General features: G+C 69.2%; 24 protein-coding genes. 14 read left to right on the top strand and 10 right to left on the bottom strand.

What is annotated here, in order from left to right; all coding sequences use genetic code 11:
- Window positions 1-56: 56 nt before the first annotated feature.
- Entirely contained in the window at window positions 57-977 is a 921-nt protein-coding gene (locus VK92_RS23300; protein WP_011547925.1) for a dihydrodipicolinate synthase family protein, read from the bottom strand.
- A 251-nt stretch (window positions 978-1,228) separates the two neighbouring features.
- Here VK92_RS23300 and VK92_RS23295 point away from each other — a divergent pair, with 251 nt between their 5' ends.
- The 4 genes from VK92_RS23295 (at window position 1,229) to VK92_RS23280 (ending at window position 5,029) form a co-directional block, all read left to right on the top strand.
- Window positions 1,229-2,161 (top strand): 4-hydroxyproline epimerase, encoded by a 933-nt coding sequence (locus tag VK92_RS23295; RefSeq protein ID WP_048021933.1) that lies wholly within the window; start codon window positions 1,229-1,231, stop codon window positions 2,159-2,161.
- Window positions 2,158-3,285 (top strand): NAD(P)/FAD-dependent oxidoreductase, encoded by a 1,128-nt coding sequence (locus VK92_RS23290; RefSeq protein WP_048021756.1) that lies wholly within the window; start codon window positions 2,158-2,160, stop codon window positions 3,283-3,285. Before VK92_RS23295 ends, VK92_RS23290 begins: the two co-directional genes overlap by 4 nt.
- Before the next feature lie 245 nt (window positions 3,286-3,530).
- On the top strand, window positions 3,531-3,764 hold the full coding sequence (locus VK92_RS23285) for a (2Fe-2S)-binding protein (RefSeq protein WP_048021757.1): 234 nt from the start codon (window positions 3,531-3,533) through the stop codon (window positions 3,762-3,764).
- Entirely contained in the window at window positions 3,761-5,029 is a 1,269-nt protein-coding gene (locus VK92_RS23280; protein WP_048021759.1) for an NAD(P)/FAD-dependent oxidoreductase, read from the top strand. Before VK92_RS23285 ends, VK92_RS23280 begins: the two co-directional genes overlap by 4 nt.
- Window positions 5,030-5,144: 115 nt before the next feature.
- Here VK92_RS23280 and VK92_RS23275 read toward each other — a convergent pair whose 3' ends face one another.
- Complete coding sequence (locus tag VK92_RS23275; RefSeq protein WP_048021761.1) at window positions 5,145-6,089, bottom strand: LysR substrate-binding domain-containing protein; 945 nt, start codon at window positions 6,087-6,089, stop codon at window positions 5,145-5,147.
- 163 nt (window positions 6,090-6,252) lie between these two features.
- On the opposite strand from VK92_RS23275, the gene gtdA reads away from it, so the two are divergent.
- The 8 genes from gtdA (at window position 6,253) to VK92_RS23235 (ending at window position 12,711) form a co-directional block, all read left to right on the top strand.
- Window positions 6,253-7,296 (top strand): gentisate 1,2-dioxygenase, encoded by a 1,044-nt coding sequence (gene gtdA, locus VK92_RS23270; RefSeq protein ID WP_048021763.1) that lies wholly within the window; start codon window positions 6,253-6,255, stop codon window positions 7,294-7,296.
- An 84-nt stretch (window positions 7,297-7,380) separates the two neighbouring features.
- Window positions 7,381-8,079 carry a fumarylacetoacetate hydrolase family protein gene (locus VK92_RS23265; protein WP_048021765.1) on the top strand — a complete coding sequence of 233 codons (699 nt, stop codon included), beginning with the start codon at window positions 7,381-7,383 and terminating at the stop codon, window positions 8,077-8,079.
- 25 nt (window positions 8,080-8,104) lie between these two features.
- Complete coding sequence (gene maiA, locus VK92_RS23260; protein ID WP_048021768.1) at window positions 8,105-8,746, top strand: maleylacetoacetate isomerase; 642 nt, start codon at window positions 8,105-8,107, stop codon at window positions 8,744-8,746.
- Between the two features lie 19 nt (window positions 8,747-8,765).
- Entirely contained in the window at window positions 8,766-9,974 is a 1,209-nt protein-coding gene (locus VK92_RS23255; RefSeq protein WP_048021770.1) for a 3-hydroxybenzoate 6-monooxygenase, read from the top strand.
- An 80-nt stretch (window positions 9,975-10,054) separates the two neighbouring features.
- Complete coding sequence (locus VK92_RS23250) at window positions 10,055-11,416, top strand: MFS transporter (protein ID WP_048021772.1); 1,362 nt, start codon at window positions 10,055-10,057, stop codon at window positions 11,414-11,416.
- Window positions 11,417-11,512: 96 nt separating this feature from the next.
- Window positions 11,513-11,863, top strand: a complete 351-nt coding sequence (locus tag VK92_RS23245; protein WP_027791347.1) for an ArsR/SmtB family transcription factor — start codon at window positions 11,513-11,515, stop codon at window positions 11,861-11,863.
- Window positions 11,853-12,287 carry a YeeE/YedE family protein gene (locus VK92_RS23240; RefSeq protein ID WP_021156656.1) on the top strand — a complete coding sequence of 145 codons (435 nt, stop codon included), beginning with the start codon at window positions 11,853-11,855 and terminating at the stop codon, window positions 12,285-12,287. The genes VK92_RS23245 and VK92_RS23240 overlap by 11 nt, the downstream gene beginning before the upstream one ends.
- 1 nt (window position 12,288) lies before the next feature.
- Complete coding sequence (locus VK92_RS23235) at window positions 12,289-12,711, top strand: DUF6691 family protein (RefSeq protein ID WP_021156655.1); 423 nt, start codon at window positions 12,289-12,291, stop codon at window positions 12,709-12,711.
- Window positions 12,712-12,872: 161 nt separating this feature from the next.
- Here the strand turns inward: VK92_RS23235 and VK92_RS23230 are convergent, their stop codons facing one another.
- Complete coding sequence (locus VK92_RS23230) at window positions 12,873-13,223, bottom strand: hypothetical protein (RefSeq protein WP_048021775.1); 351 nt, start codon at window positions 13,221-13,223, stop codon at window positions 12,873-12,875.
- Window positions 13,224-13,426: 203 nt separating this feature from the next.
- On the opposite strand from VK92_RS23230, the gene VK92_RS23225 reads away from it, so the two are divergent.
- On the top strand, window positions 13,427-14,911 hold the full coding sequence (locus VK92_RS23225; protein ID WP_048021777.1) for an aminotransferase-like domain-containing protein: 1,485 nt from the start codon (window positions 13,427-13,429) through the stop codon (window positions 14,909-14,911).
- Between the two features lie 81 nt (window positions 14,912-14,992).
- On the opposite strand, the gene VK92_RS23220 is transcribed toward VK92_RS23225, so the two are convergent.
- From VK92_RS23220 to VK92_RS23210, 3 genes are all read right to left on the bottom strand, one after another.
- Window positions 14,993-15,268: a hypothetical protein gene (locus VK92_RS23220; RefSeq protein WP_027791352.1), complete on the bottom strand. Its 276-nt coding sequence runs from the start codon at window positions 15,266-15,268 to the stop codon at window positions 14,993-14,995.
- 97 nt (window positions 15,269-15,365) lie between these two features.
- Window positions 15,366-16,778, bottom strand: coding sequence for a cytochrome-c peroxidase (locus VK92_RS23215; RefSeq protein ID WP_048021779.1), 1,413 nt, complete (start codon window positions 16,776-16,778; stop codon window positions 15,366-15,368).
- Window positions 16,775-18,238 (bottom strand): metallophosphoesterase family protein, encoded by a 1,464-nt coding sequence (locus VK92_RS23210; protein WP_048021781.1) that lies wholly within the window; start codon window positions 18,236-18,238, stop codon window positions 16,775-16,777. Before VK92_RS23210 ends, VK92_RS23215 begins: the two co-directional genes overlap by 4 nt.
- 201 nt (window positions 18,239-18,439) lie before the next feature.
- Between VK92_RS23210 and VK92_RS23205 the strand changes: the two genes are divergently transcribed.
- Window positions 18,440-19,288, top strand: a complete 849-nt coding sequence (locus VK92_RS23205; protein WP_021156649.1) for a class I SAM-dependent methyltransferase — start codon at window positions 18,440-18,442, stop codon at window positions 19,286-19,288.
- Between the two features lie 99 nt (window positions 19,289-19,387).
- Here VK92_RS23205 and VK92_RS23200 read toward each other — a convergent pair whose 3' ends face one another.
- The 4 genes from VK92_RS23200 to VK92_RS23185 all read right to left on the bottom strand — a co-directional run bounded on the left by VK92_RS23200 (window position 19,388) and on the right by VK92_RS23185 (window position 25,814).
- On the bottom strand, window positions 19,388-19,699 hold the full coding sequence (locus tag VK92_RS23200) for a hypothetical protein (RefSeq protein ID WP_048021784.1): 312 nt from the start codon (window positions 19,697-19,699) through the stop codon (window positions 19,388-19,390).
- 58 nt (window positions 19,700-19,757) lie between these two features.
- Window positions 19,758-21,779: a BCCT family transporter gene (locus tag VK92_RS23195; RefSeq protein ID WP_048021785.1), complete on the bottom strand. Its 2,022-nt coding sequence runs from the start codon at window positions 21,777-21,779 to the stop codon at window positions 19,758-19,760.
- A 319-nt stretch (window positions 21,780-22,098) separates the two neighbouring features.
- A complete protein-coding gene (locus VK92_RS23190) occupies window positions 22,099-23,286 on the bottom strand; it encodes a porin (protein WP_027791358.1) in 1,188 nt (395 codons plus the stop codon).
- A 107-nt stretch (window positions 23,287-23,393) separates the two neighbouring features.
- Window positions 23,394-25,814: a glycoside hydrolase family 31 protein gene (locus VK92_RS23185; RefSeq protein WP_048021788.1), complete on the bottom strand. Its 2,421-nt coding sequence runs from the start codon at window positions 25,812-25,814 to the stop codon at window positions 23,394-23,396.
- Window positions 25,815-25,834 lie beyond the last annotated feature (20 nt).

The raw sequence follows: 25,834 nt of genomic DNA, 5'->3' as shown, positions 1-25,834 counted from the left end.
ACCGGAGACGGCGGCGCGCAGGGGGAAAGCCTGCAAGCCGCCGCTGGGGAAGTCGATCAGAGACCGACGTCGGGCAGCGCCGGGCGCGTTTCGAGCGCCTTCGCGACGATGGCCTTCACTTCCGCGAGCGTGTCGCCTTGCAGCGCGAGGCGCGGCGGGCGCGTGATCGCGCTGCCGCGGCCGACCAGCTCTTCGCACAGCTTGATGCACTGCACGAGGTCGGGGCGCGCGTCGAGGTGCAGCAGCGGCATGAACCAGCGGTACAGCGCGAGCGCTTCGTCGAAACGCTTTTGCTTCGCGAGGCGGAACAGCGTCTCGCCTTCCTTCGGGAACGCATTCGACATGCCCGACACCCAGCCTTCGGCGCCGACGGCGATGCTCTCGACCACGACGTCGTCGAGGCCCGCGAACAGCACGAAGCGATCGCCGACCGCGTTGCGCAGGTCGATGAAGCGGCGCGTATCGCCCGACGAATCCTTGAAGCAGACGATGTTCTCGCAATCCTGCAGCGCGATCAGCACGTCGGGCGTCACGTCGTTCTTGTAGATCGGCGGGTTGTTGTAGACCATCACCGGCAGGTCGGTGCTCGTCGCGACCGCGCGGAAGTGCGCGGCGGTTTCATGCGGCTTCGCCGAGTAGACGAGCGCGGGCATCACCATCACGCCGTCGACGCCGACGCGCTGCGCTTCACGCACCGTATTGCGCGCGAATTCGGTCGTGAATTCGGCGATGCCGGCGATCACCGGAATCTTGCCGCCTGCCGCGTCGCGGGCGGCCTCGATCACCTGGAGTTTCTCGCTCGTCGACAGCGACGTGTTCTCGCCGACCGTGCCGCAGACCACGAGGCCCGACACGCCGTCGTTCACCAGGTTCTTCACCACGCGGTGGGTGGCGTCGATGTCGAGGGAAAAATCCGGCTTGAACTGGGTGCTGACGGCCGGGAAAACCCCGGTCCATTGAATGGCTTTGCGGCTCACTGAAATCTCCTACGTTCGTATCGGTCGGCCGACGGGTGTGTCGGTGTGGCAACCAGTATCGCCGCGCAAATGCCCATCACGCTTGAGTCGTATCGCGGAGCAAAATGACGAAATCGGCACAGCGGCCGGCAGGGGCGCGAAGGGCGCCTCGCACTATGCCGATTTCGTCGTCGTCCTCATCGAAAAGCCACAAGCGGACGGACGCGCGACGGAGGAAGCTATGCTCCTTTCCCCACTTCGGACGGCTCATGATGAAGCGCATCCAGATCATCGATTCGCACACGGGCGGCGAACCCACTCGGCTCGTCGTGTCCGGCTTCCCCGCACTCGGCAGCGGCACGATGGCCGAGCGCCGCGACGTGCTCGCGCGCGAGCACGACCGCTACCGCACCGCATGCATCCTCGAGCCGCGCGGCAGCGACGTGCTGGTCGGCGCGCTGCTGTGCGAGCCCGTGTCGCCCGATGCGGCGGCCGGCGTGATCTTCTTCAACAATAGCGGCTATCTCGGGATGTGCGGGCACGGCACGATCGGCGTCGTGCGCACGCTCCACCATATGGGGCGCATCGCGCCCGGCGTGCACCGGATCGAAACGCCGGTCGGTACCGTCGAGGCGACGCTGCACGACGACCTGTCGGTCAGCGTGCGCAACGTGCCCGCGTATCGCCATGCGAAGGGCGTCGCGCTCGACGTGCCGGGTTACGGCCCCGTGAAGGGCGACATCGCGTGGGGCGGCAACTGGTTCTTCCTGATCAGCGACCACGGGCAGCGCGTCGCCGGCGACAACGTCGCGGCGCTCACCGCGTATGCGTCGGCCGTGCGCGAAGGGCTCGAACGCGCGGGCATCACCGGCGCGAACGGCGGCGAGATCGACCACATCGAGCTGTTCGCCGACGATCCCGAGCACGACAGCCGCAGCTTCGTGCTGTGCCCGGGCCTCGCGTACGACCGTTCGCCGTGCGGCACCGGCACGAGCGCGAAGCTCGCGTGCCTCGCGGCGGACGGCAAGCTCGCGCCGGGCGTCGTGTGGCGGCAGGCGAGCGTGATCGGCAGCGTGTTCCACGCGAGCTACGAAGAAGCCGACGGCGGGATCGTGCCGACGATCCGCGGCAGTGCGTACCTGAGCGCGGAAGCGACGCTCCTGATCGAGGAAGACGATCCATTCGGCTGGGGTATCGCGCCGTGAGCGACGCGAAGACGGATGTCGTCGTGATCGGCGCCGGCATCGTCGGCGCCGCGTGCGCGCACGAACTCGCGCAGCGCGGGCTGCGCGTGCTCGTCGTCGACGACGCGAGCGGCGGGGCGACCGGCGCGGGCATGGGGCACCTCGTCGCGATGGACGACAACGCGGCCGAACTCGCGCTGAGCCATTACTCGATCGAACTGTGGCGCGCGTTGAGCGGCGAGATGCCCGAAGGCTGCGCGTACCGCAACTGCGGCACGCTGTGGCTCGCGGCCGATGCGCACGAGATGGATCTCGCGCGCGCGAAGCAGGCGGCGCTCGCCGCGCACGGCGTGACCGGCGAACTGGTCGACGCGGCGGCGCTCGCGCAACTGGAGCCGATGTTGCGCGCGGGCCTCGGCGGTGCGCTGAAGATTCCAGGCGACGCGATCCTCTATGCGCCCGTCACCGCGAACTGGCTGCTGCAGCGCGCGCCGCGCATCACGCTGCGGCGCGACCGCGCCGTCGCGGTCGACGGCCCGAGCGTGACGCTCGCGAGCGGCGACACGCTGCGCGCGGAGCGGGTGGTCGTGGCGAACGGCGTTGCGGCGCGCACGCTGCTGCCCGAACTGCCGCTGCGCCCGAAAAAGGGCCATCTGCTGATTACCGACCGCTATCCGGGCCAGGTGTCGCACCAGCTCGTCGAGCTGGGTTATGCGGCGAGCGCGCATGCGAGCGACGGCACGTCGGTCGCGTTCAACGTGCAGCCGCGGCCGACCGGCCAGTTGCTGATCGGCTCGTCGCGCCAGTTCGACACCGAGGACGCGCAAGTCGAGCCGCCCGTGCTCGCGCGCATGCTGCGCCGCGCGGTGGGCTATCTGCCGGACCTGGCCGACCTGAACGGCATCCGTGCATGGACGGGGTTCCGTTCCGCGAGCCCCGACGGCCTGCCGCTGCTCGGCGAGCACCCGGCACGGCCGGGCGTGTGGCTCGCGGTCGGGCACGAAGGGCTCGGCGTGACGACCGCGCCGGGCAGCGCGCGGCTCGTCGCCGCGCTGATGGCCGGCGAGCGGCCGCCCATCGATATCGAACCGTATTTGCCGGGACGCTTCCTGACCGCGTCCCTTGTAGCCGGAGCGCTGACATGAAACGACCCCCACGCTCACTTCGTTCGCTGCCCCCCGAGGGGGCCGTCAGCCCCCTTGGGGCGGCCCGGCGGAGGCTGACATGAAACGACCCCCACGCTCACTTCGTTCGCTGCCCCCCGAGGGGGCCGTCAGCCTCCTTGGGGCGGCCCGGCGGAGGCTGACATGAAACGACCCCCACGCTCACTTCGTTCGCTGCCCCCCGAGGAGGCCGTCAGCCTCCTTGGGGCGGCCCCGCGGAGGCTGACATGATCATTCATCTGGACGGCCGCGCGCTGGCGGTGGCCGACGGCGTGACCGTCGCGGCCGCCATTGCGGCGAGCGGCGACGACACGACGCGCGTGTCGTGCACGGGCGCGGCGCGCGCGCCGTTTTGCGGGATGGGCATCTGCCAGGAGTGCAGGATGACAATCGACGGGCGGCGCCGGCTGGCTTGCCAGACGCTGTGCCGTGACGGGATGCAGGTGGAGCGCACGCGATGAAACAGGAACGACTGAGCGTCGACATCGCGATCGTCGGCGCGGGCCCGGCCGGGTCGTCGGCCGCGCGGGCCGCCGCACGAAGCGGTGCGACGGTGGCGATCGTCGACGACAACCCGCGCGCGGGCGGGCAGATCTGGCGACAGGGCGCAGCGGCCACGCCCGCGCCGGTCGCCACCGAGCGGCTCGCCGTATTGCGGCAGCCGAACGTCACGCATCTCGCGGCGACGCGCATCGTCGCCGAAACGCAGCCGAGCACGCTGCTGCTCGAAGACGACGAACGCGGGCTGCTGCTCGATTTCCGGACGCTGATTCTCTGCTGCGGCGCACGCGAACTGCTGCTGCCGTTTCCGGGCTGGACGCTGCCGGGCGTCACCGGTGCGGGCGGCCTGCAGGCGCTGGTCAAGTACGGCCTCGACGTGCGCGGGCAGCGCACGGTGATCGCGGGCAGCGGGCCGCTGCTGCTGGCGAGCGCGGCGACGGCCCGCCAGGCCGGTGCGCGCGTGTCGCACGTGCTCGAACAGGCAAGCTGGGGCGATGTGGCCGGCTTCGGCGCCGGGCTGTGGCGCTGGCCGTCGAAGCTCGCGCAGGCCGTGAAGCTCGTCACGGCTGCGTACCGGGCCGATGCGCACGTCGTCGAGGCGTTCGGCGACAAGCGGCTCGAGCGCGTGCGGATCCGGCACGGCGACCGCGAGTTCGACGTCGACTGCGACCGGCTCGCGTGCGGTTTCGGCCTCGTGCCGAATACGGTGCTGCCGAGCCATCTCGGCTGCCGGATCGACAACGGCGCGGTAGCGGTCGATGCGCACCAGCGTACGAGCCGCGACGGGGTGTTGGCGGCCGGCGAGTGCACGGGTGTCGGCGGCAGCGAACTGGCGATGGTCGAAGGCGAGATTGCCGGCCATGCGGCAACCGGGCAGACGGCGCCGCTGGCGGCGCTCGTCGAGCGGCGCGCGCACTGGCAGGCGTTCGCGGACGCCGTGCGCGAGCGGTTTGCGATCCGCGAACCGATCCGCCGGCTGGCGCGGCCCGATACGCTGCTGTGTCGCTGCGAAGACGTGCGTTTCGAGGCAGTCGCGCAAGCGCCGGGCTGGACGGCCGCGAAACTGCAGTCGCGTTGCGGGATGGGCGCATGCCAGGGCCGCGTGTGCGGTGCGGCTGCGCAGGCACTGTTCGGCTGGACGCCGCCGGTACCGCGCACGCCGCTCGTGCCCGCGCGGGTCGGTACGCTGATGCTGGACGGCACGGCCTCCTGCGACGGCGCGTGACGCATCGCGGAATTACGGAATCGCAACATCGCAACATCGCAACATCGCAACATCGCAACATCGCAACATCGCAACATCGCAACATCGCGGCCCGGTTGACACCGGGCCGCGTCATTCATTCCGTCGTCACTTTCTCCCATCCGCCCACCTGCGGCGCGGCACAGGCGCGCAGGCACTCGATCGTCGCGGCCACCGCCGCGCGATTCGCACTGTCGGGGTGCCAGTACATCGACACCGCGCCCTGGCCTTCGAGCTGCATCGGCAGGATCCGGATCGCGTTCAATTGCGCGAAGCGCTGCGCGGCACGATACGACGCGACACCGAGCAGGTCGCTGTTGTTCAGCAGCGTGAGGTTGAGGATCGACGAATTCGATTCGACACAGTGGGGCGGCCGAACGCGGCCGGCGGCCGTCAGCGCGGTCTCGAGCGCGTTGTGCACGGGCGTGCCCGACGGCCACACGATCCACGAACAGGCGAGCACGTCGTCCCAGCCGACCGACGCCGCACCGGCGAGCGCGTGACCGGGCCGCGCGACGAACACGACCGGATCGACATACAGCGCTTCGGCATGCAGCAGCGGATCGACGGATGTCGAACCCGAGCGGCCCACGACGATGTCCAGTTCGCTGCGCGCGAGCTGCGGCATCAGCTGGTTCATCGTGCTCTCGGTGAGCCGCACCTGCGCGCGCGGCATCCGTTTGAGCAGTTGCGATACCGCGAGCGGCACCGTGTCGGCCGCCGCGACGCCTGACGTGCCGATCGTCACGAGGCCGCTGCCGCCTTCCCGCAGCGCGGCCATGTCGTCGCGCGCGACGTCGAGCTGCGCTTCGACGCGACGCGCATGCTCGATCAGCGCTTCGCCGTAGGAGGTCGGCCGCAGCCCGCGCGCATGCCGTTCGAACAGCGGCAGCCCGACGTCCTCTTCCAGTTCCTTCAGCCATTTCGACAGCGCGGGCTGCGTGGTCGCGAGCGCCACCGCCGACTGGCTCAGATTGCCGGTGCCGGCAAGGCTCAACAGTACCTGCAGATGCCGCAGTCGCAGCCGGTGGGTCCAGTCCATCGCATGCCTCGTCGCTAGAAGGTATATCCAGAATGATATGGATTAGATGATTTGACCATTTTACTGGGTATGTCTGGGTCGAATATAAATCTGCTGACGGACTGCAGTACGGTCCCCGACCCGACATAGCGCCGACGCCGATCGGCCGACTCCAGGAGACATCATGACGACCCACCCGGACGCGTCGCGCGCCGCCTACTACGCACGGATCGCCGAGCAACGCCTCGCACCGCTGTGGGAATCGCTGCACAACCTCGTGCCGAAAACCCCGCAGCCGGCCGCGCAGGCCGCGATCTGGAAGTACGCGCAGGTGCGCGATCTCGTGATGCAGGCCGGCAGCGTGATCAGCGCGGAAGAAGCCGTGCGCCGCGTGCTGGTGCTGGAGAACCCCGGGCTGCCCGGCAAGTCGAGCATGACGCCGAGCCTGTACGCGGGGCTGCAGTTGATCCTGCCCGGCGAGATCGCGCCAAGCCACCGGCATACGCAGTCGGCGCTGCGCTTCATCGTCGAAGGGCGCGGCGCGTGGACGGCCGTGAACGGCGAGCGCACGACGATGCATCCGGGCGACTTCATCATCACGCCGTCGTGGGCCTGGCACGACCACGGCAACCCGTCGGAGGAAGCGGGCGGCGAGCCGGTCGTGTGGCTCGACGGGCTCGACATTCCGCTCGTCGCGCACCTCGACGCGGGCTTCGCGGAGAACTACCCGGAAGCCGTGCAGCCCGTGAATCGCCCGGAAGGCGACAGCCTCGCCCGCTTCGGTCACAACATGGTGCCGGTGCGGCATCGCGCGAGCGATCCGACGTCGCCGGTGTTCAGTTATCCGTACGCACGCACCCGCGAGGCGCTCGACGTGCTGTACCGGAACGGCGAACTCGATGCGTGGGACGGCGTGAAGCTGCGTTATGTGAATCCCGCGACGGGCGGCTGGCCGATGCCGACGATCGCCACCTTCATGCAGTTCCTGCCCGCCGGTTTCGACGGCCGCACGTACCGCAGCACCGACGCGACGATCTACTGCGTCGTCGAGGGCAGCGGCACCGCGTTCATCGGCGGCAACGCATTCGAATTCGAGCCGCACGACATCTTCGTCGTGCCGTCGTGGGCGCCGGTGCGGCTGTCGGCGTCGTCCGACAGCGTGCTGTTCAGCTATTCCGACCGGCCCGTGCTGTCCGCGCTGAACCTGCTGCGCGAAGCGCGCGACTGACGCCGGCAGCGTTCAAGGATTCCGTTTTCCGCGCGCCGCCGGCGCGGCGCGACCCCTTCACTCATGTTTACGCTGGAGCCATTGATGACTTTCGTTTTTCCGCCCGAAGCGCCCGTGGCGCTCCCCGTCGCCGGCAGCGATGCCCGGTTCGCGGTACGCCGCGTCTATTGTGTCGGCCGCAACTACGCGGCCCACGCGCGTGAAATGGGCTTCGATCCCGATCGCGAGCCGCCGTTCTTCTTCTGCAAGCCGGCCGATTCGATCGTGCCGGTCGCGTACGGCGAAACGCTCGATCTCGCGTATCCGTCGCAGACGCAGAACTATCACTACGAAGCCGAACTCGTCGCGGTGATCGGCAAGGGCGGTTCGGACATTCCGCTCGAGCACGCACTCGACCATGTGTGGGGCTATGCGGTCGGCCTCGACATGACGCGTCGCGACCTGCAGATGAAGATGCGCGAAATGGGCCGGCCGTGGGAGATCGGCAAGGCGTTCGACCGCTCGGCGCCGATCGGCCCCGTGCATCCGGCGAGCGACGTCGGCCATTTCGAACAGGGCGGCCTGTGGCTGACCGTCAACGGCACGACGAAGCAGAAAAGCGACGTGTCGCACCTGATCTGGTCGGTCGCGGAAACGGTGGCCGACCTGTCGAAGTTCTTCCGCCTCGAACCGGGCGACGTGATCTTCACGGGCACGCCGGAAGGTGTCGGCGCGGTGGTCGCGGGCGACGTGATGAAGGTCGGCGTCGAGCGGCTCGGCGAACTGGCCGTGCGCGTGGTCTGACGCATCTTCCCCGAAAGGCGACATCGTGCAACTGCATAGCTTCTTCAACAGTTCGACCTCCTACCGGGTGCGCATCGCGCTCGCGCTGAAAGGGCTGCCCTACGACACGCTGCCGGTGAACATCCGCACCGGCGAGCATCGCGACGCGGCCTACGTCGCGAACGTGAACCCGTCCGCAGCGGTGCCGGCGCTGGTCGACGGCGATTTCGGTCTCGGCCAGTCGCTCGCGATCGTCGATTACCTCGACCAGATCCAGCCGACGCCGCGACTGATTCCGCTCGAACTGCGACATCGTGCGCGCGTGCTGGAACTCGCGGCGCTGATCGCCTGCGACATTCATCCGGTCAACAACCTGCGCGTGCTGCGCTATCTCGACAGCGAGCTGAAGGTCACGCCGCAGCAGAAGACTGCGTGGTACCGGCACTGGGTCGCGGAAGGGATGGCCGGCGTCGAGCGGCTGCTCGCGCGCGCGGACGAGGGCCCGTGGTGCTTCGGCGACGCGCCGACGCTGGCCGACGTGTGCCTCGTGCCGCAGGTCGCGAACGCGCTGCGGATGGATTGCGACCTGAGCGCGTATCCCCGCAGCCTCGCGGTGTACGAATACGCACGGCACGAGCCGGCGTTCGACGCGGCGCAGCCGCAGCGGCAACCGGATTACGTCGCGTAACACGAAGCAGGAGACAAAGATGGGCGAGACACAAGACAACGGCCGGCGCGTGCTGGTGATCGGCGGCGGCATCGGCGGGCTCGCGGCAGCGCTCGCGCTCGCACGCCAGGGCATCCGCGTGAAGCTGCTCGAACAGGCGGAGCAGATCGGCGAGATCGGCGCGGGGATTCAGCTCGCGGCGAACGCGTTCAACGCGCTCGATGCGCTGGGTGTCGGCGAGGCCGCGCGCAGCCGGGCCGTGTTCACCGACTGGCTGCAACTGATGGATGCGGTCGATGCGCGCGAGGTTGCACGCATCGATACGGGCGCCGCGTACCGCGAGCGCTTCGGCAATCCGTATGCGGTGATTCATCGAGCGGACATTCACCTGTCGATCTACGAGGCGGTCAAGGACCATCCGCTGATCGAGTTCCGGACGAGCACGCAGGTGTGCGGGTTCGAGCAGGACGGCAACGGCGTGACCGTGACCGACCAGCACGGCGAACGTTATCGCGCCGATGCGGTGATCGGCTGCGACGGCGTGAAATCCGCGATCCGCCAGGCGCTGATCGGCGATGCGCATCGCGTGACGGGCCACGTCGTGTATCGCGCGGTGGTCGACGTCGACAACATGCCGAAGGATCTGCAGATCAATGCGCCGGTCGTGTGGGCCGGCCCGCATTGCCATCTCGTCCACTATCCGCTGCGCGGCGGGCGGCAGTACAACCTCGTCGTCACGTTCCACAGCCGCGAGCAGGAAACCTGGGGCGTGCGCGAGGGCAGCAAGGAAGAGGTGCTGTCGTACTTCGACGGCATTCATCCGCTGCCGAAGCAGATGCTCGACCGGCCGACGTCGTGGAAGCGCTGGGCGACCGCGGACCGCGATCCGGTCGAGCGCTGGAGCGAGGGCCGCGCGACGGTGCTCGGCGACGCCGCGCACCCGATGACGCAATACATTGCGCAGGGCGCGTGCCAGGCGCTCGAGGACGCGGTGACGCTCGGCGCGGCCGTCGCTCAGGCCGACGGCGATTTCGAGGCCGCGTTCGCGCTGTACGAACGCGTGCGGATTCCGCGCACCGCGCGCGTGCTGTATTCGGCGCGCGAGATGGGGCGGATCTATCACGCGAAGGGCGTCGAGCGGCTGGTGCGCAACGGGCTTTGGGTCGGCCGTACGCAGGCGCAGTTCTACGACGCGCTCGACTGGCTGCACGGCTGGCGCGCGGAGGACTGCCTGACGCCGGCTGCGTGACGCAGCTCGGCGAGCCCGATTCCGGCGGCGCGCAATTCAACGACACGACGCGCGACCGCCTTCCTGGAGGAGACATCACCATGACCGATACGCTGTCCATCGACGTCAGCGAATGGATCGACCGGCATCGCGTTGCGCCGTTTCAGGCCGCGATCGTCGTCCTGTGCTTCCTGATCGTCGCGATCGACGGTTTCGATACCGCTTCGATCGGTTTCATCGCCCCCGTCATCCGCGCGGAATGGGGCCTGTCGCCCGCGCAGCTCGCCCCGGTGTTCGGCGCGGGGCTCGCGGGGCTGATGGCCGGCGCGCTCTTGTTCGGGCCGTTCGGCGACCGGTTCGGCCGCAAGCGCCTGCTGCTCGCATGCGTCGCGTGCTTCGGCATCGCGAGTGCCGCGTCGGCGAGCGCGGGCGGCCTGACCGAGCTGATCGCGTGGCGTTTCGTGACCGGGCTCGGGCTCGGCGGCGCGATGCCCAATGCGATCACGCTGACGTCCGAGTACTGCCCGGCCCGGCGCCGTTCGCTGCTGGTGACGACGATGTTCTGCGGCTTCACGATCGGCTCCGCGCTCGGCGGGCTCGCGGCCGCTGCGCTGATCGAGCACCACGGCTGGCGCGCGGTGCTCGTCGTCGGCGGCGCGGCGCCGCTGCTGCTCCTGCCGGTGCTCGCGTGGCGGCTCCCGGAATCGGTGCGCTATCTCGTCAATCGACATGCGCCTTCCGCGCGGATCGCAGCGATGCTGGGCCGCATCGCGCCGGATCCCCGGCTTGCGAACGCGTCGTTCACCGCGCCCGCCGGCAAGCCGGCCGGATCGCCGCTTGGCCGCCTGTTCGGCCCCGACCTGTTGCGCGGCACGCTGCTGCTGTGGCTCACGTTCTTCATGAGCCTGCTGGTCATCTACCTGCTGTCCAGCTGGCTGCCGACGCTGCTGCGCACGACCGGCGCGACGCTGCGGACGGCCGCGCACGTGACCGCGATGTTCCAGGTCGGCGGCACGCTCGGCGCGATCGTCCTCGGCTGGCTGATGGACCGTTTCGACCCGCATCGCGTCCTGGCCTGCAGCTACGCGGCGGCCGGCGTGTTCGTCGCGGCGATCGGCGTGGTTGCCGCGTCGCCGTGGGATGCCGCGCTCGCCGTGTTCGCGGCCGGTTTCTGCGTGTCGGGTTCACAGGTCGGCGCCAATGCGCTGTCGGCCGCGTTCTATCCGACCGAGTGCCGCACCACCGGTGTGAGCTGGGCGAACGGGATCGGCCGCGGCGGCTCGGTCGTCGGATCGATGGCGGGCGGTGCGATGCTGGCGATGGGCGTGCCGTTGTCGACCGCGTTTGCGGTCGTCGCGGCTCCGTGCGTGATCGCGGCGATCGCGGTGCTCGCGCTCGGCGCGGTTCGTGCTGGTGCGGCGCGCGTGCCCGCCGCGAAGACGATGGCGGGCGAGCGCGCCTGAGCAAAGGAGGGCGCAAGGCCACCCATCGGCAGACAGGGAGATGCAACATTATATAAATCAATATAATATTGATTTTTTAATTGTCTCCCAGTGCCGATGAACGACGATCTTTCCGCCGGGTTTCCGGAACCCGACCAGATGCGCGCGGCCGCCGAATCGGCCTGCGCGCTGCTCAAGGTGCTGTCGAATCCCGACCGGTTGATGCTGCTCTGCGAGCTGTCCCAGGGTGAGCGCTGCGTGAGCGATCTCGAGGCAGCGCTGGACATCCGTCAGCCGACGCTGTCCCAGCAGCTCGGCGTGTTGCGCGACAACGCGCTGGTCCGCACGCGCCGCGACGGCAAGAACATCCACTACTCGCTCGACAGCCCCGCCGCGATCGCGGTGATGGGCGTGCTGTACGAACAGTTCTGCGGCCCGGCCGCGAAGGGGCGGCGCGATGCAGCTTGATGCGCTTCATTTCACGCCGTGGCTGTCGCTGGCCGGCGGCGTGCTGATCGGGCTCGCCGCCGCGTGGCTCGTCGCGTTCAACGGCCGGATTGCGGGCATCAGCGGCATCGTCGGCGGCTTGCTCACGGCACGCGCCGGCGAGCGCGGCTGGCGCGCCGCGTTCGTCGCCGGGCTGGTCGCGGCACCGCTTGCAATGCGCGTCGCAGGGAACAGCCTGACGCCGCAGGTCGATGCGGGCTGGTTCGAACTGGTGGCGGCCGGGCTGCTGGTCGGAATCGGCACGCGGTACGCGGGGGGCTGCACGAGCGGTCACGGCGTGTGCGGGATGTCGCGGGGCGCGCTGCGTTCGGTGGTCGCGACGGCGGTCTTCATGGTCGCGGGCTTCGCGACCGTATTCGTGCGACGGCACGTGCTGGGAGGCTGACATGCAGGCAGGATTCGCGTTTCTGGCGGGGCTGCTGTTCGGCATCGGCCTCATTGTGTCGGGCATGGCCAATCCGCAGAAGGTGCTCGGCTTTCTCGACCTGGCGGGCCGCTGGGATCCATCGCTCGCGTTCGTGATGGCCGGCGCGACAGGGGTGGCCGTGTTCGCGTTCGCATGGGCGAAGCGCCGGACGCGGTCATGGCTCGGCCTGCCGATGCAGTTGCCGGCCCTGCGGGCGATCACCGTGCGCCTGGTTGCCGGAAGTGCCGTGTTCGGCATCGGCTGGGGGATCGCCGGGTTCTGCCCGGGGCCCGCGATCGTGTCGATCGGCTTCGGGTCGGCGAAGGGGATCGCGTTCGTCGTCGCGATGCTGGCCGGGATGGCGATATTCGAGTGGTTCGAACGGCGCAGAAGCGTGCGGTGATGCGGTGACCGCCGCATGCGAGAGGCGCGCTGCGGCGGTTGCGCCGGTGGTCAAGGTCGGTCGATCCGCATGAGCACGGCCCTACCGGGTCGCGCCGGATCTCCATCGGCTGATGCGGCGCGGCGTGACGCTCCTCCATGACACCACGGCAGGTTTCCATTTCACGAGTGCTCGTGTACACGATGGCCGCCGCGCATCCTCCCGGACAACCGGCGCAGGATCGCGCGCCATGCCACGAGCCAGTCGCTCCGGCTTGCCGGTTCCACGACGGCCATGCTGACCGCGCCCACGCCACCGGCCGACAGCGCCACGTGGCCGGCCGTCTCGAGCGTCAGGCATTCCCCTTCGTCGAGCAAGCGGCGGATGTGCTGTGGCGCGTCGGGCAGCCAGTCGAGCCTGCCGTGGCGCAGCGTGACCGCAAGCGCGCCGTCCAGCACGATCAACTGGCTGCCCTTGTCGAACCACGCAAAGTGGCTTTGCCCGGCGTCGAGCCGGATGTGATGCGTTCGCATGGCGATTCCCTTTCGCGATTGCGCGGCCTCGCGACGGCGAGGCGACAGCGTGCAGTCAGGTTAGGGAAACGGGCACCGGCACGACAGATTCAGGGGACGGGAATCTGTTGCGGTGCAGACGACGATTTTGCGCCGCTGTATCGGTGGGTTTCCCTGGAATCTGTATCTGGCGTGCCATCGGCCGCGCGGGCACGATCGCCTGCATGACGCCTTTCGCCGATTCATCCCGCCCACCGTTGCCGATGGACGGCGAGCCGCTTTACGAACGGCTCGCCGAGCATTACCGCCGCATCATCTCGGCCGGCACGCTGTCGCCCGGCGACCGGATGCCGTCGGTGCGGGCGTTCATGGCACAGCACGGCGTGAGTCTGTCGACCGCGATTCAGGCGTTCCGGCGGCTCGAGGATACGGGCTGGTGCGAGGCGAAGCCGCGCTCCGGCTACTTCGTGCGGCGCCGCGCGGCAGTCGCGCTCGAAACGCTGCCGGAAAGCGACGGGCCGCCGCTGAGCGTCGAGCCGCCGTTCGCGGGCCTGCACGAGCGCGTGTCGCGTGTGATCGACCGCGCCAACGCGACGCCCGATGCGCTGAATCTCGGCGGCGCGTCCGCGCTGGCCACGCTGTATCCGGCCGAGCGCCTGCAGGCGCTCGCGATCCGGTTGTTGCGGCGCAAGCCCACCTTGCTGACCGATGCAGGGCCCGTCGGCGGATCGCCCGAGTTCCGGCAGACGATGGCCAAGCGCGCGTTGTCTTATGGCGTGACGTTGACGCCGGACGACGTGATGTCGACGAGCGGCGGCGTCGATGCCGTGAATCTCGCGTTGCGTGCGGTCGCGCGCCCCGGCGACACGATCGCGATCGAATCGCCAGCGTTCTTCGGCCTGATCCAGTTGCTCGAAAGCCTCGGCTTGCGCGCACTCGAAATCCCGGCCAGCCCGACGACCGGCCTGTCGATCGAGGCGCTCGAAGTGGCGCTGACCGCGTATCCGGACATTCGCGCCGTGGTGGTCGTGCCGAACCTGCAGAACCCGCTCGGCTGCGTGATGCCCGACGGGCGCAAGGCCGCGCTCGTCTCGCTCTGTTCGCGCCACGGCGTGGCCGTGATCGAGGACGAGCCTTATCGCGAACTCGTCGAGGCGCCCCAATCGGTCAAGCCGGTCAAGGCATGGGATCGCGACGGCACGGTGATCTACTGCCCGTCGTTCAACAAGGTGCTGGCCCCCGGGATGCGGCTCGGCTGGATAAGCGCGGGGCGCTGGCACGCGCGCGTGAAGATGCTGAAATTCGCGCACAGCCGGCACAACGCCGCGTTGCTGCAGGCCGTTGCGGCCGAATTCGTCGGTTCGGGCGCGTTCGATCGCCACCTGCGCCGGTTCCGCGAACAGTTGCGCGTGCAGCGCGACGTGACGATCGACGCGATCGCACGGCATTTCCCGGCCGGAACCCGGATGAACCAGCCGCCGGGCGGGATGCTGCTGTGGATCGCGTTGCCGGACGGCGTGCGCTCCGAGGCGCTGTTCGACGCCGCGCTGGCGCACGGGGTCAGGATCGCGCCCGGGGCGATCTTCTCGAATTCCGACCGCTTCGACGGTTATATCCGGCTTGCTTGCACGCGCGTGTTCGATGCAGCGCACGAAGCGGCGTTCGAAACGCTCGGCCGCCTCGTACGGGAAGCCATGGCGGCCAGATAAGCGCGGTGGCCGCCGGCCGGGCTTGCGAAACCGCAATTGCACTGGCCTTCCGGGCCATTGACGCGGCCAGCCGCCGCCATTTCATCGGCTGGCCGAGTGTGTGGCGAGGTGCTGGCGGATCAGCGACAGGTAACGATCGCCGACCGAGAAATCGCGCGCGGCGCGCGGCCGTTCGGCCTGGCGCAACGTGGCCGGTGCGCTCATGCCCAGATAACGGCAAACGGCGGACGGGAAGGGCTTGCGCGTATGCCCGAGCTGGCGAGCCGCGCGCTCGACGCGGGCGTCGCCGACCTGGGCGCGGAGCCATGCCAGCACTTGGCGATCGGCGTCGTTGACGATACGAACTAGTTGTTCCATCACGCACCTCACTGTTCATAAATACAGTACTGTAAATATAACCAGTGTTGGGGGCGACCGCAAGCGGGTGCGTATGCGGCTGGCCGTTCGGCCAGGATCAGCGAGCCGGCGCGGCGATGCGCGTGACCCGGGCAACAGCGGCCGCAGGGGCGACCAGGGCAGCGGGCGCCGCGGACGCGGTGCCCTCCGTATAGCGCGCGTCGGTCAGCGTGCCGAGGAACGCGACGATGTCGTCGATCTCCGCGTCGGTCAGCGCGGGCGGCGTGCCGGGCCGGCGGTTCATCGGCGTCGAGTTGACGTTGATGTTGCCGCGATAGGCGGCCGGCACATCGTCGAACGCTCCGGCCCCGTGATACCAGAAGCCCGGGTCGGTCGAGCGCGTGTTGTAGAACGCGACCGCGTCGCGCAGCGTCGTGAACACGCCGTTGTGCATGAACGTCTGCTTGAGCGCGACGTTGCGCAGCCCCGGTGTGCGCAGGTAGCCGCACCATTGCGTCGGCTCGGGCCAGCGCAGCCGCCGGGCGGTGTCGCACAGCCCGTTGTCGAAATGACGCGGATCGCGGTTCGCCGGCAGCGCACGGTTGCGCGGCACCGCGATCGCGTCGTAGCCGAAATCGGTGAAGAGCGAACGTTCCGGTCGGCTCGACGTCTCCGACAGCGTGTGGCAGCTCATGCAGTTGCCCTTGTCCGGATTCCGGAACAGCGCGAGGCCGCGCATCTCGGCCGGCGCGAGCGGCTTGCGCGTGCGCAGGAACGCGTCGAAACGCGACGTGAACGGCGCCATTTCGTCGCTCTGCAGATAGGCCTCGACGGCCAGGCCCAGCGCCCGCACCAGTTGCCCGGGATCGCGCCGCACCGACGCGCCGAAGCGCACGGCGAGATCGGGCGCGAGTTCGGTTGCGTCGACCTTGCGCAGCAGCGCGGCCGGCGACCGGTTGTTCATCTCGTTCGGATCGAACAGCGGCCCGCGGATCTGCTCGGCGAGCGTATCCGCGCGGCCGTCGCTGAACAGGCCGCCGAACGGCGACGGTGCGGGCGCGTCGTCGTCCTGGTAGAAGTGGCGGCGCGGCACGTAGCGCACATAGAGCAGCGACGGCGCGTTGCGCCGGCTGAAACGCCCGGGACGGCTGCCTTCCGGCACACCGGGCCCCGCGAGCGAGGCGGCGGACAGCGTCGGTGCAAACGCGCGGCCCGGGTCGTGGCAGCCCGCGCACGACATGCCGCGCGGCTCGGACAGCCGTGAATCGAAGAAGATCCGGCGGCCGAGCGCGACGAGTGTCGGGTCGGGGGCGAAGCGCGCGGTCGCCGCATCGATCTTGCCCGTCACCTGCGGCGTGCCGTTGCCGATCGTGTCGACGACTCGCGACGGCGGCGCACCGGGAAGCAGGACGGTTTCGGCCGGCGCGGCGTGCGCCGCGAGCGTCAGGCCCGCGAGCACGGCAGCGGCCAGCGTGCGCAGCGTTTGCCGGCCGCGCGCATGGCGGCCGTCACGTCGAACTCCTTCACTCACGGCGCGATGAACCCCGTCTTGTCGCAGGCGAGCGTCGTGCCCGACTGGTTGCACGACGCGAGCAGCTTGCCGGCCGCCGAATACGCGTGGAAGACCCAGCCGGTCGCCGGGGCGGCCCGGCGTTCCATGATCAGGAAGCCGAAGCTGTTGTTGTGCGACAGCCGCTCGATCACGGCGCCCGGTGCCGGTGTCAGGCCGGCCGGGAACGGGTCGGGCAGCGCGACGTCGAGATTGTCGCCGCCGTTGCCGGACACGATCGTCGCCGGGTGCCCGGACGAGAAGTTGATCGCCTGGAAATCGTGCACGTGCCCGTGCAGTGCCACGTGCACGCCGGGCGGGTAGTACGCCTGGGCGTTGAGGCTCGCCATCACCGACTGCAGCGCGAGGTTGCCCGGCGCGGGCGTGCTGCCGGCGATCGGCGCGAACGCGAGGATCGGATGGTGGTTCGTGAAGATCGTCGTCGTCATGCCGGCCTTCGACGCGAGCGCGGCGACCGTCTGGAACTGCTTCTGGTAGATGCCGAACTGCGCGTCGGTCGTCTTGAGCGGCGTGCGGCCGACCTTCGCGGTGTCGAACACGATCACCTGCGAGCCGCCGCCGAGCGATACCGCATAGGGTTCCGAATAGTTCGCGTTGTTGTCGTTGGCCGGATCGTCGCACGAGCGCGCGGCCGAGTACGGGCGCGGATCGAGGAAGCGGAACCAGCCCTGGCCCGCGCGCGCGCATTCCTCGTGGTTGCCGCGCACGACGACCCACGGGGCCTTCGCGAGCAACGGCGCGGCCGGGCGGAACAGGTCGGCCTGCCACGTATCCCAGCCGTAGCCCCACGGGCTGTCCTTGCAGCCGGCGATGTCCGGCGGGCATGCGTTTTCGCGGTAGTGGTAGTCGCCGATGTGCATCACCAGGTCGGGCGACAGCTTCGCGACGCTGGCCGCGATCGTGTCGAGCGGCCAGACCGTCGCGTCGTTGCACGCCTGCCATGCGTTGTCGGCTTTCTTCATGCGGCAGCCGGTGTCGGCGATGATCGCGACGCGTTGCGGCTGCGCCTTCGGCAGCGGCAGCGTGCGGCCCGCGACGCTCGCCGCCTGCGCACCGGCCGGCAGCGTCGCCTCGCAGACGGACACCGGGAAGCTCGACGGCTTCGAATCGGACGGATCGCTGGCGGTCGGCCGCTGGGCGATGGTCGCGGCGCCCGCGCGCAGGGACATGCGCGACAGCTTGCCGTCGACGCTCAGTTGCGGGCACAACGGATCGCCGGTGGAAGCGGGGGCGTAGTTCGTGATGACGCGCGCGATCGCCTGGTTCGTATCGCCGATCTCGACCCATGCGGCCTGGACGTTGGCCGACGCACTCGCCGGATCGTCCGGCGAATCGATGTGGTTCGAGCACGCGGACAGCGCGGCGAAAGCAACAAGGGGAGCGCAGCGGACGAGCAGCGCGCGCGGGAGGAGTCGTCGCATGGGAGGCACCGTGGGAAAGTCGTCAACGATACGCAGCGCGAATGTAAGAAATGTGAAAACTACGGCGCGTAACGGGAACTCGCACGCCGGCAGGGCGTCGCCGTTGCGGCGGCAAGTCGCAGCCGGGAGGGGCTTGACTTCAAGCCGGCTTGAAGCAGCAGAGTGCGAGGCACGATCAATGAACCAGAAGGGGAATCGACGATGGAAACCAGACGGCCCAATGACGAACAATCCGCGCTTTGGAACGGCCCGTCGGGCCGCGCCTGGGTCGAGACACAGGCGCTGATCGACCGGATGTTCGAGCCTTTGGAGCGATTGCTCGTGGAGGCGGTTGCCACGTCGTCCGCGCGCAGCGTGCTCGACGTCGGCTGCGGCACGGGCGCGGTCACGGTTGCGATCGCGCGGCGGCTCGGCGCGCATGCGCAATGCACGGGCATCGATATCTCGGCGCGGATGATCGACGCCGCGCAGGCGCGTGCCGAACGCAGCGGCGTCCACGCCCGCTTCGTGCGTGCCGACGTGCAGACGCACGCGTTCGAGCCCGCGAGCGTCGACCTGATCGTGTCGCGCCTCGGCGTGATGTTCTTCGACGATCCGGTTCGCGCGTTCGCGAATCTGCGCCATGCGGCGCGGCCGGATGCGCGGATGCGGTTCGTCGCATGGCGCAGCGCGGCAGACAATCCGTTCATGACGATCGCCGAGCGGGCCGCGGCGCCGTTGCTGCCGAACCTGCCCGCACGGCGGCCCGGCGCGCCGGGGCAGTTCGGGTTCGGCGACCGGCAGCGGATCGCGTCGGTGCTGGCGGACAGCGGCTGGGCGGACGTGGCGATCGAGCCGGTCGAACTGGCGTGCGCGCTGCCAGCGTCCGCGCTGGACGACTACATCACCCGGCTGGGCCCGGTCGGGCTGGCGTTGCTGGAAGTGGACGACGCAACGCGGCGGCGCGTGGTCGATACGATGCGTGCCGCGTTCGAGCCTTACGTCGACGGCGCGGATGTGCGCTTCGACGCGGCTTGCTGGCTCGTGACGGCGCGTGCACCGTCCGCGTGACGCGCTGCGGCAAGGAAGCGGATCGGGGAAGGGGCGGCCGCTTCGTCCCGCGCGTCGTCGTTCGCGCGGGACGTGGCCGGGCCGCACGACATACGCGCGTCAGCGTCGCCGCGCGCGCAGCATCAGCCACGCGCAACCGCCGGCGACCAATGCGAGACCGAGCAGGACGGCCTCGACACCGAGCGCGAACCCGGGCGGCATGTCCCCGGTGTCCGGCATCGGCGACAGGTTGATGCCCATCGCGACGGCGCCGCCGGCGAGCAGCGCCGCGCAGACGATCCAGTAGACCTTGCCGCGCGGCGCCGCGGCGCGGATCCGCCACAGCGCGATGCCGGCTCCGCCGAGATAGAGCACGGCGAGCGTGCCGAGCGCGATGACGTCGGAGGTGCGGCTTTGCAGGAGCCCGGTCATCGTGCGGCTCCGTCGGGTGTGGCAGGCCGCCGCGGCGCAGTAAAGACGGCGGGCAGGTTCATTCGGCCTCCGTCGCATGCCCCGGCGCGCGGCTCAGCAGATGCGTGCGCTTGTCGGCCGCGAGCGACACGTAGCGTTCGTACTGGCGCAACACGTCGGCAATCACTTCGTCGCCGCGCAGGTATTCGACGTCGTAGCCGAGCCGCCCGTCCTCGAAGAACGTGACGATCCCGTACACGTGGGCTCGTGCCGCTTCCGGCCCGGCCGTCTCGCGCACGAGGAACGCGGCCGCGGATTTCACCGTCACGCGCACGCCGTACACGAAATCGCGGTGGTCGGCGGTCGGCACGGTGAGGCGCACGGCGTCGTCGCTGTCGCGCTGCACGTGCGCATCGACGCCGCCCGCGCGCAACTCGTCGGCGACTTTGCGCAACGCCGGCTCGACCGTTTCGGCGACGAACTGGCGTGCTTCGGCTTCGGTCGTCTGCCGCAGGATGTGCGTCAGGCGGTGGCGCCAGTGCTGGCCGGTCCAGAAGCTCGTCGCGGGCGCGACGTCCTGCGAATAGTGCACGCGGTCGGCCGCGAGCCCGCGCCACAGCCCGTAGCAGAGCGCGATCATGATGATCGCGACCGGCAGCGCGGCGATCAGCGTCATCGCCTGCAATGCGCCGAGCCCGCCTGCGACGAGCAACACCGCGGCCGTCACGCCGAGCAGCAAGGCCCAGAACAACCGTTGCCAGACGGGCGAGTGCGCGTGGCCGCGCGTCGCGATCTGGTCGATCACGAACGCGCCCGAATCGGCGGACGTGACGAAGAACACCGCGATCAGCACGATCGCGGCGATCGACAGCAGTTGCGACAGCGGCAGGAAATCGAAGAAGCGGAACAGCAGCGCGTCGACATTGGTGGCCGTCTGCGCGAGCGCGCCGGCCGCGCCATGCGTATCGAGCCAGATCGCGCTGTTGCCGAACACGGTCATCCACACGAGGTTGAACGCGGTCGGCACGAGCAGCACGCCGATCACGAACTGGCGGATCGTGCGACCGCGCGAGATGCGTGCGATGAACATGCCGACGAACGGCGACCACGACACCCACCATGCCCAGTAGAGGATCGTCCAGCCGCCGAACCAGCCTTCCTCGCGCGGCGACGCGTACGCGTACGTGCGGAACGACAGGTCGACGAGGCTCGACAGGTACTGGCCGATGTTGTCGCCGAGCGCGCGCAACAGGAACGCCGTCGGGCCCGTGACGGCGACGAACGCGAGCAGCAGGAACGCGAGCAGCAGGTTCAGTTCGGACAGCCGTCGCACACCCTTGTCGAGGCCGCTCGCGGCCGACAGCCCCGCGAGGATCACGACGAGCGCGACGAGCCCGATGCGAAACGCACTGCTGCCCGTATCCCAGCCGGCGACCGTATGCAGGCCCGCGCTGATCTGCATGACTCCGTAGCCGAGCGTGGTTGCGATGCCGGCGACCGTGCCGACCAGCGCGAACGCGTCGACCGTGTGGCCGATCCAGCCGTTGATACGCTCGCGCAGCACCGGATACAGTCCCGAGCGGAGCGTCAGCGGCAGGTTGTAGCGGAAGCCGAAGTACGCGAGCACGAGCCCCATCAGCCCGTAGATCGCCCACGCGTGGAAGCCCCAGTGGAAGAAGGTCATCAGCATCGCCTCGCGGGCGGCGGCGGGCGTGCCGGGGTCGACGGTCGGCGGCTTCAGGAAGTGCTGCATCGGCTCGCCGACGCCGAAGTACATGAGGCCGATGCCCATGCCGGCCGCGAACAGCATCGCCGTCCATGACACGAAGCTGAATTCGGGTTCGGCATCGTCGGGGCCGAGCCGGATGTTGCCGAAGTCGCTCGCGGCGATCAGCACGAGAAACACGAGGAAGCCGGTGACGGCGAGCACGTAGAACCAGTCGAAGCGCGCGACGACCCATTGCTGGCCGGCGGAGAACAGCGCGCCGGCTTCGCTCGGGAGCAGCGCACACACGACGAGCAGTGCGCCGATGACTGCGAGCGCGGGCAGGACGACCTGCGGCTTGAATGTCGTGCGGGGCGAGGGGCGGGAATCTGGCATGGCTGGCATCCAGTTGTGGGCGCAACGAGGCGCGACGCCGCCCGGCGCGCGTGTCGCGCGTCGGACCCTGATACGGCGTGCGTCGAGTGTACCGCGGTGTCAGGACTGCAAGAAGGGGTATGCAGGATGGGTGAACCTGACGAATTGTAAGGTATCGAGGGGATCGAGAAAACCCGTGCAGTTTGCGCGGTGCGCGGACGGGGTGCTGAAAACGCCCCGCGGCGGCCGCGTATCGGATGCCCGGACAGCACGCGAGGCATCGGCGAAATACGTGTCGCCCGGGGCAGGGGCAGCGCGCCGAAGGCGCTGCCGCGATGGCTCAGAACGTGACGGCGATGCCGGCCATGCCGACGAACTGGCCGTGCGTCGTCGAAGGCGTGAGCTGCTGCGAATCGCCGACGATCGGCGCCGCGTCGATCACGTGGCCGGCACCTTGCGCACCTAGCGTCCGGCCGCTCGAATGCGTGTACGCCTGCAGCGCATAGAGCGTCGTGCGCTTCGACAGGCTGTACGACTCCTTCAGCGAATACTGCTGGTAGCGGGCCGCGCTGTCGATGCCGTTCGCCTTCGACGCGAGCGTGTACGCGAACGCGCCGGCCACCGAGAATGCCGGCGTGAAGCGGTATGCGGCGAGCGCGCCGTAGGTGTTGAATACGGCCGTGTCCGTGAACGCGGAGCCGTTGCCGGGCAGATACTTCACGTTCGAATAGTTGACGCCCATCGTCAGGTTGCCGAGCGTATAGTTGCCGGCCGCCGCGACCTGCTCGACGGCCTTCGCGGTCAGGTAGCCCTGGTTCAGCACGGACACCGCGAAGCTGCCCGACGCGGCGGTCGCCGGATTCAGGAAGCCTGCCGACGAGCCCGAGCTGTTGATGCGCAGGTAGCCGGCCGCGACGCCGATCGGCCCGTTCGCATAACGCAGTGCGGCGCTGAACGTGTTGCCCTTGCCGGTCGCGCCGGCAATGCCGCCGAATGCGTACATCGCGCTCGCGGTCAGTCCGGCGAAGGTCGGCGACGTATAGGTAACCGAATTGTTCACGCGGATCGTCGTGTCGAGGCCGTCGATGTCGCCCGGGTGCGCGCCCGTCGCACCGGTCAGCCAGCTGCTCGATGCATACGGGCCGACGAACAGGAAGTAGGGCGTGTACTGGCGGCCGGCCGTCATCGTGCCGTAGCGATCGTTGCGCAGGCCGACGAAGGCCTGGCGATTGAATATCAGGCCGGCGGCGGATTGCGCGCCGTTGTTCAGGTTGAAGCCGGACTGCAGGTCGAAGATCGCATGCGTGCCGCCGCCCAGATCCTCGTCGCCGCGCAGCCCGAACTTCGACGCATACAGGTTGCCGTCGCGCATGTAGAGGTTCGAATGGCCCTGCTGGTTGTTCACGTACGCGAGCGAATCGTCGACGACGCCGTACAGCGTCACGCTGCTCTGCGCATGGGCAGCGGTCGCGCCGAGCGACGCGGTCGACAAAATCAGGATTGCATAGCGGTTGACGGGTGCTTTCATTGTCGATCTCCAGATCTGTTCATCTTTTCAAGGTGGGCGGGAGGCTCGGTCGCCTCCTCTGTGGCGGGCGGCGGGCCGCATGAACGGCCCGCCCGATCGGGTTTGCTTCAGTGGTCGAAGGCGACGACGATGCGGCGCCATGTACCGCTTTGCGCATCCTGTTCGATGCGGGCGCCGCGCACGGCGACCGCGCCTTGCACCGACGCGGGCAGCAGGATCTCGACGCGGTCGGCCGGGCGTGCCGGGCGGCCGTCCCAGCGCACCGACACGCCGAGCACGCCCGACGCCTCGCGGCCGGTTTCGACGCGCCACAGCCCGTATTCGCCGTCGCGCCATGCTTCCGTCTCGCCGTCGTCCTCGATGCATTCGCCGTACGCGACGCCGTCCTCGATGCGCGGTGCGACGAGGAAGCCGCGCATATCGGCGCGCGCACCGAAATGCTGTTCCGCGACGTTCAGCGGCAGCACGCGGCCCTCGCGCAGCAGCATCACCGGCGTGTCGAGCGGGGCGGGCAGCGTCACGCTCGCGCCGCCGTCGAACGACCGCGCGCTCGCACAGCACATCCAGCGCGCGCCCGACGGCAGGTAGACGGTGCGCTCCGTCAGGCCCGGATCGACGACCGGCGCGACGAGCAGCGCGTCGCCGAGCATCATGTCGTCGCATGCGTCGTAGCAGCGCGCGTCGCCGGGGAAATCGGCGAAGGTCGGCCGCAGCACGGGCTCGTAGCGCGTCGTCGACAGCCACAGCAGGTGATAGAGGTAGGGCAGCAGCCGGTAGCGCTGCTTGATCAGCGAGGCGACCTTTGCGGTGATCTCCGGGTACATCCACGGTACGTTGACGGTGCCGTCGTCGTTCCACGAATGGATACTGAAGCGCGGCATGAAGAGGCCGAACTGCACCCAGCGCAGCAGCAGTTCGGGCGAAGGCGCGGGCCCGGAGAAGCCGCCGATGTCGTGGCCGATGTTCGACACGCCCGACAGCGCGAGCCCGAGGCCCATCTTCAGGTTGTAGCGCAGCGTTTCCCACGACGTGTAGTTGTCGCCGGACCAGGTCTGTACATAACGCTGCATGCCGGCACCGCCGGAGCGCGACACGAGGAACGGCCGCTGCGCCGGTGCATGCGCGCGCTGCGCTTCGCACGACGCGCGCATCATCAGCATCGTCTGCAGCACCTTCGCCTCGCGCGCGGGAAACGGCTGGCCGAAGCCGTGCGCGATCGCGTCGGGCGACCAGATCTCGTATTCGTTGTTGTCGTTCCAGGTCGACTCGATCCCGTATTCGAGCAGCGCCGACGTGACCTGCTCGCGCCACCAGCGGTACGCGTCCGGCTGCGTGAAGTCGAGATACGCGCCGACCTCGTCCCAGAACTGCACCCAGGCCGGCTCGCCGGACGCCGAGCGGATCAGCAGCCCGCGCGTTGCCGCGTCTTCGAAGGCGGGATGGTCGCGCAGCAGGCACGGCTTGATGTTCGCGCACAGGCGGATGCCGTGGTCGCGGTAATGCTGCACGAAGCCCTTCGCGTCGGGAAACTTGTCGCGGTTCCAGTTGAACACGTAGCGCTTCGCGCCGATCGACGTATAGCCCGACGACAGGTGGAACGAATCGCACAGGATGTCGTGCGTGTCGCACTGTTCGACGAACTGGTTCATCTGCTGCTGCGCGTCCGGCGCATCGGTGTAGCTCATCGTCGAGCCCGAGTAGCCGAGCCCCCATTTCGGGTTGCGCGCGGGGCGCCCCGTGAGCCACGTGAAGCGCCGCGCGGCCGCGAGCGGCGTGTCGGGCGACGCGATGAAGTAGTAGTCGAGATCGCCATGCTCGGCGACGAAGTAGCGGTACGGGCCGTGATAGTTGTCGAGCTCGCGGCCCATGTCGAACGTGCAATCCGACAGCGTGTCGTAGAACAGCCCGAACCCCTGGCACGCATCGGGCGACCACGTGATGTAGAACGGGATGTGCTTGTACAGCGGGTCCGTGTGCTTCGCGCTGTAGCCCATCGCGTCGATGTTGCGCATCTCGAAGCGCGCGCCGGTGCGGTCGAGCTCGCCCGCGCGTTCGCCGAGGCCGAATACCTTGTCGCCGCGCTCGCGGGCGACATAGTGATAGGCGCGGTCGTCCCACCAGCCGAAGTTGTACGCCTGCGTCGAGCGGTCGGCGAGTGCGATGCGCCACGCGCCGTCGGCGCCGCGCATCGACCACGTGCAGTGGCCGCCGTGCCGGCGCACGGCGAGCCGGATCTGCTCGGTTTCGATGTGCAGGCCGTCGTCGTCTTCGGCGAGCGAAAAGGCGGGCAGTGCGAAGCCATCGAGGTCGAGGCGGTCGCGCCCTTCGAGCGGCACGTCGTCGAGGCCCGGCGCGATCGTCCACGTGCGCGGGGTGCGCGCCGTCGCGTCGGGCAGCACGCGTACCCGCACGATGTCGTCCTCGAGCACGAAGATCTCGAGGGTCGCGCCCGTATCGGACGCGAGCAGCACACGGTTCGCGTGCTGGCCGGCGACGCGGAACACGGGCGGATGAAGAAGCGAAGTCATGAGTGCGATTCCTGTTAAGG

This window comes from Burkholderia sp. LK4, assembly GCF_001043615.1.
Classification (GTDB): Bacteria; Pseudomonadota; Gammaproteobacteria; order Burkholderiales; family Burkholderiaceae; genus Burkholderia; species Burkholderia cepacia.
The sequence above is the reverse complement of the archived record's forward strand: the minus strand, read 5'-3'. Positions and strand labels throughout refer to the sequence as shown.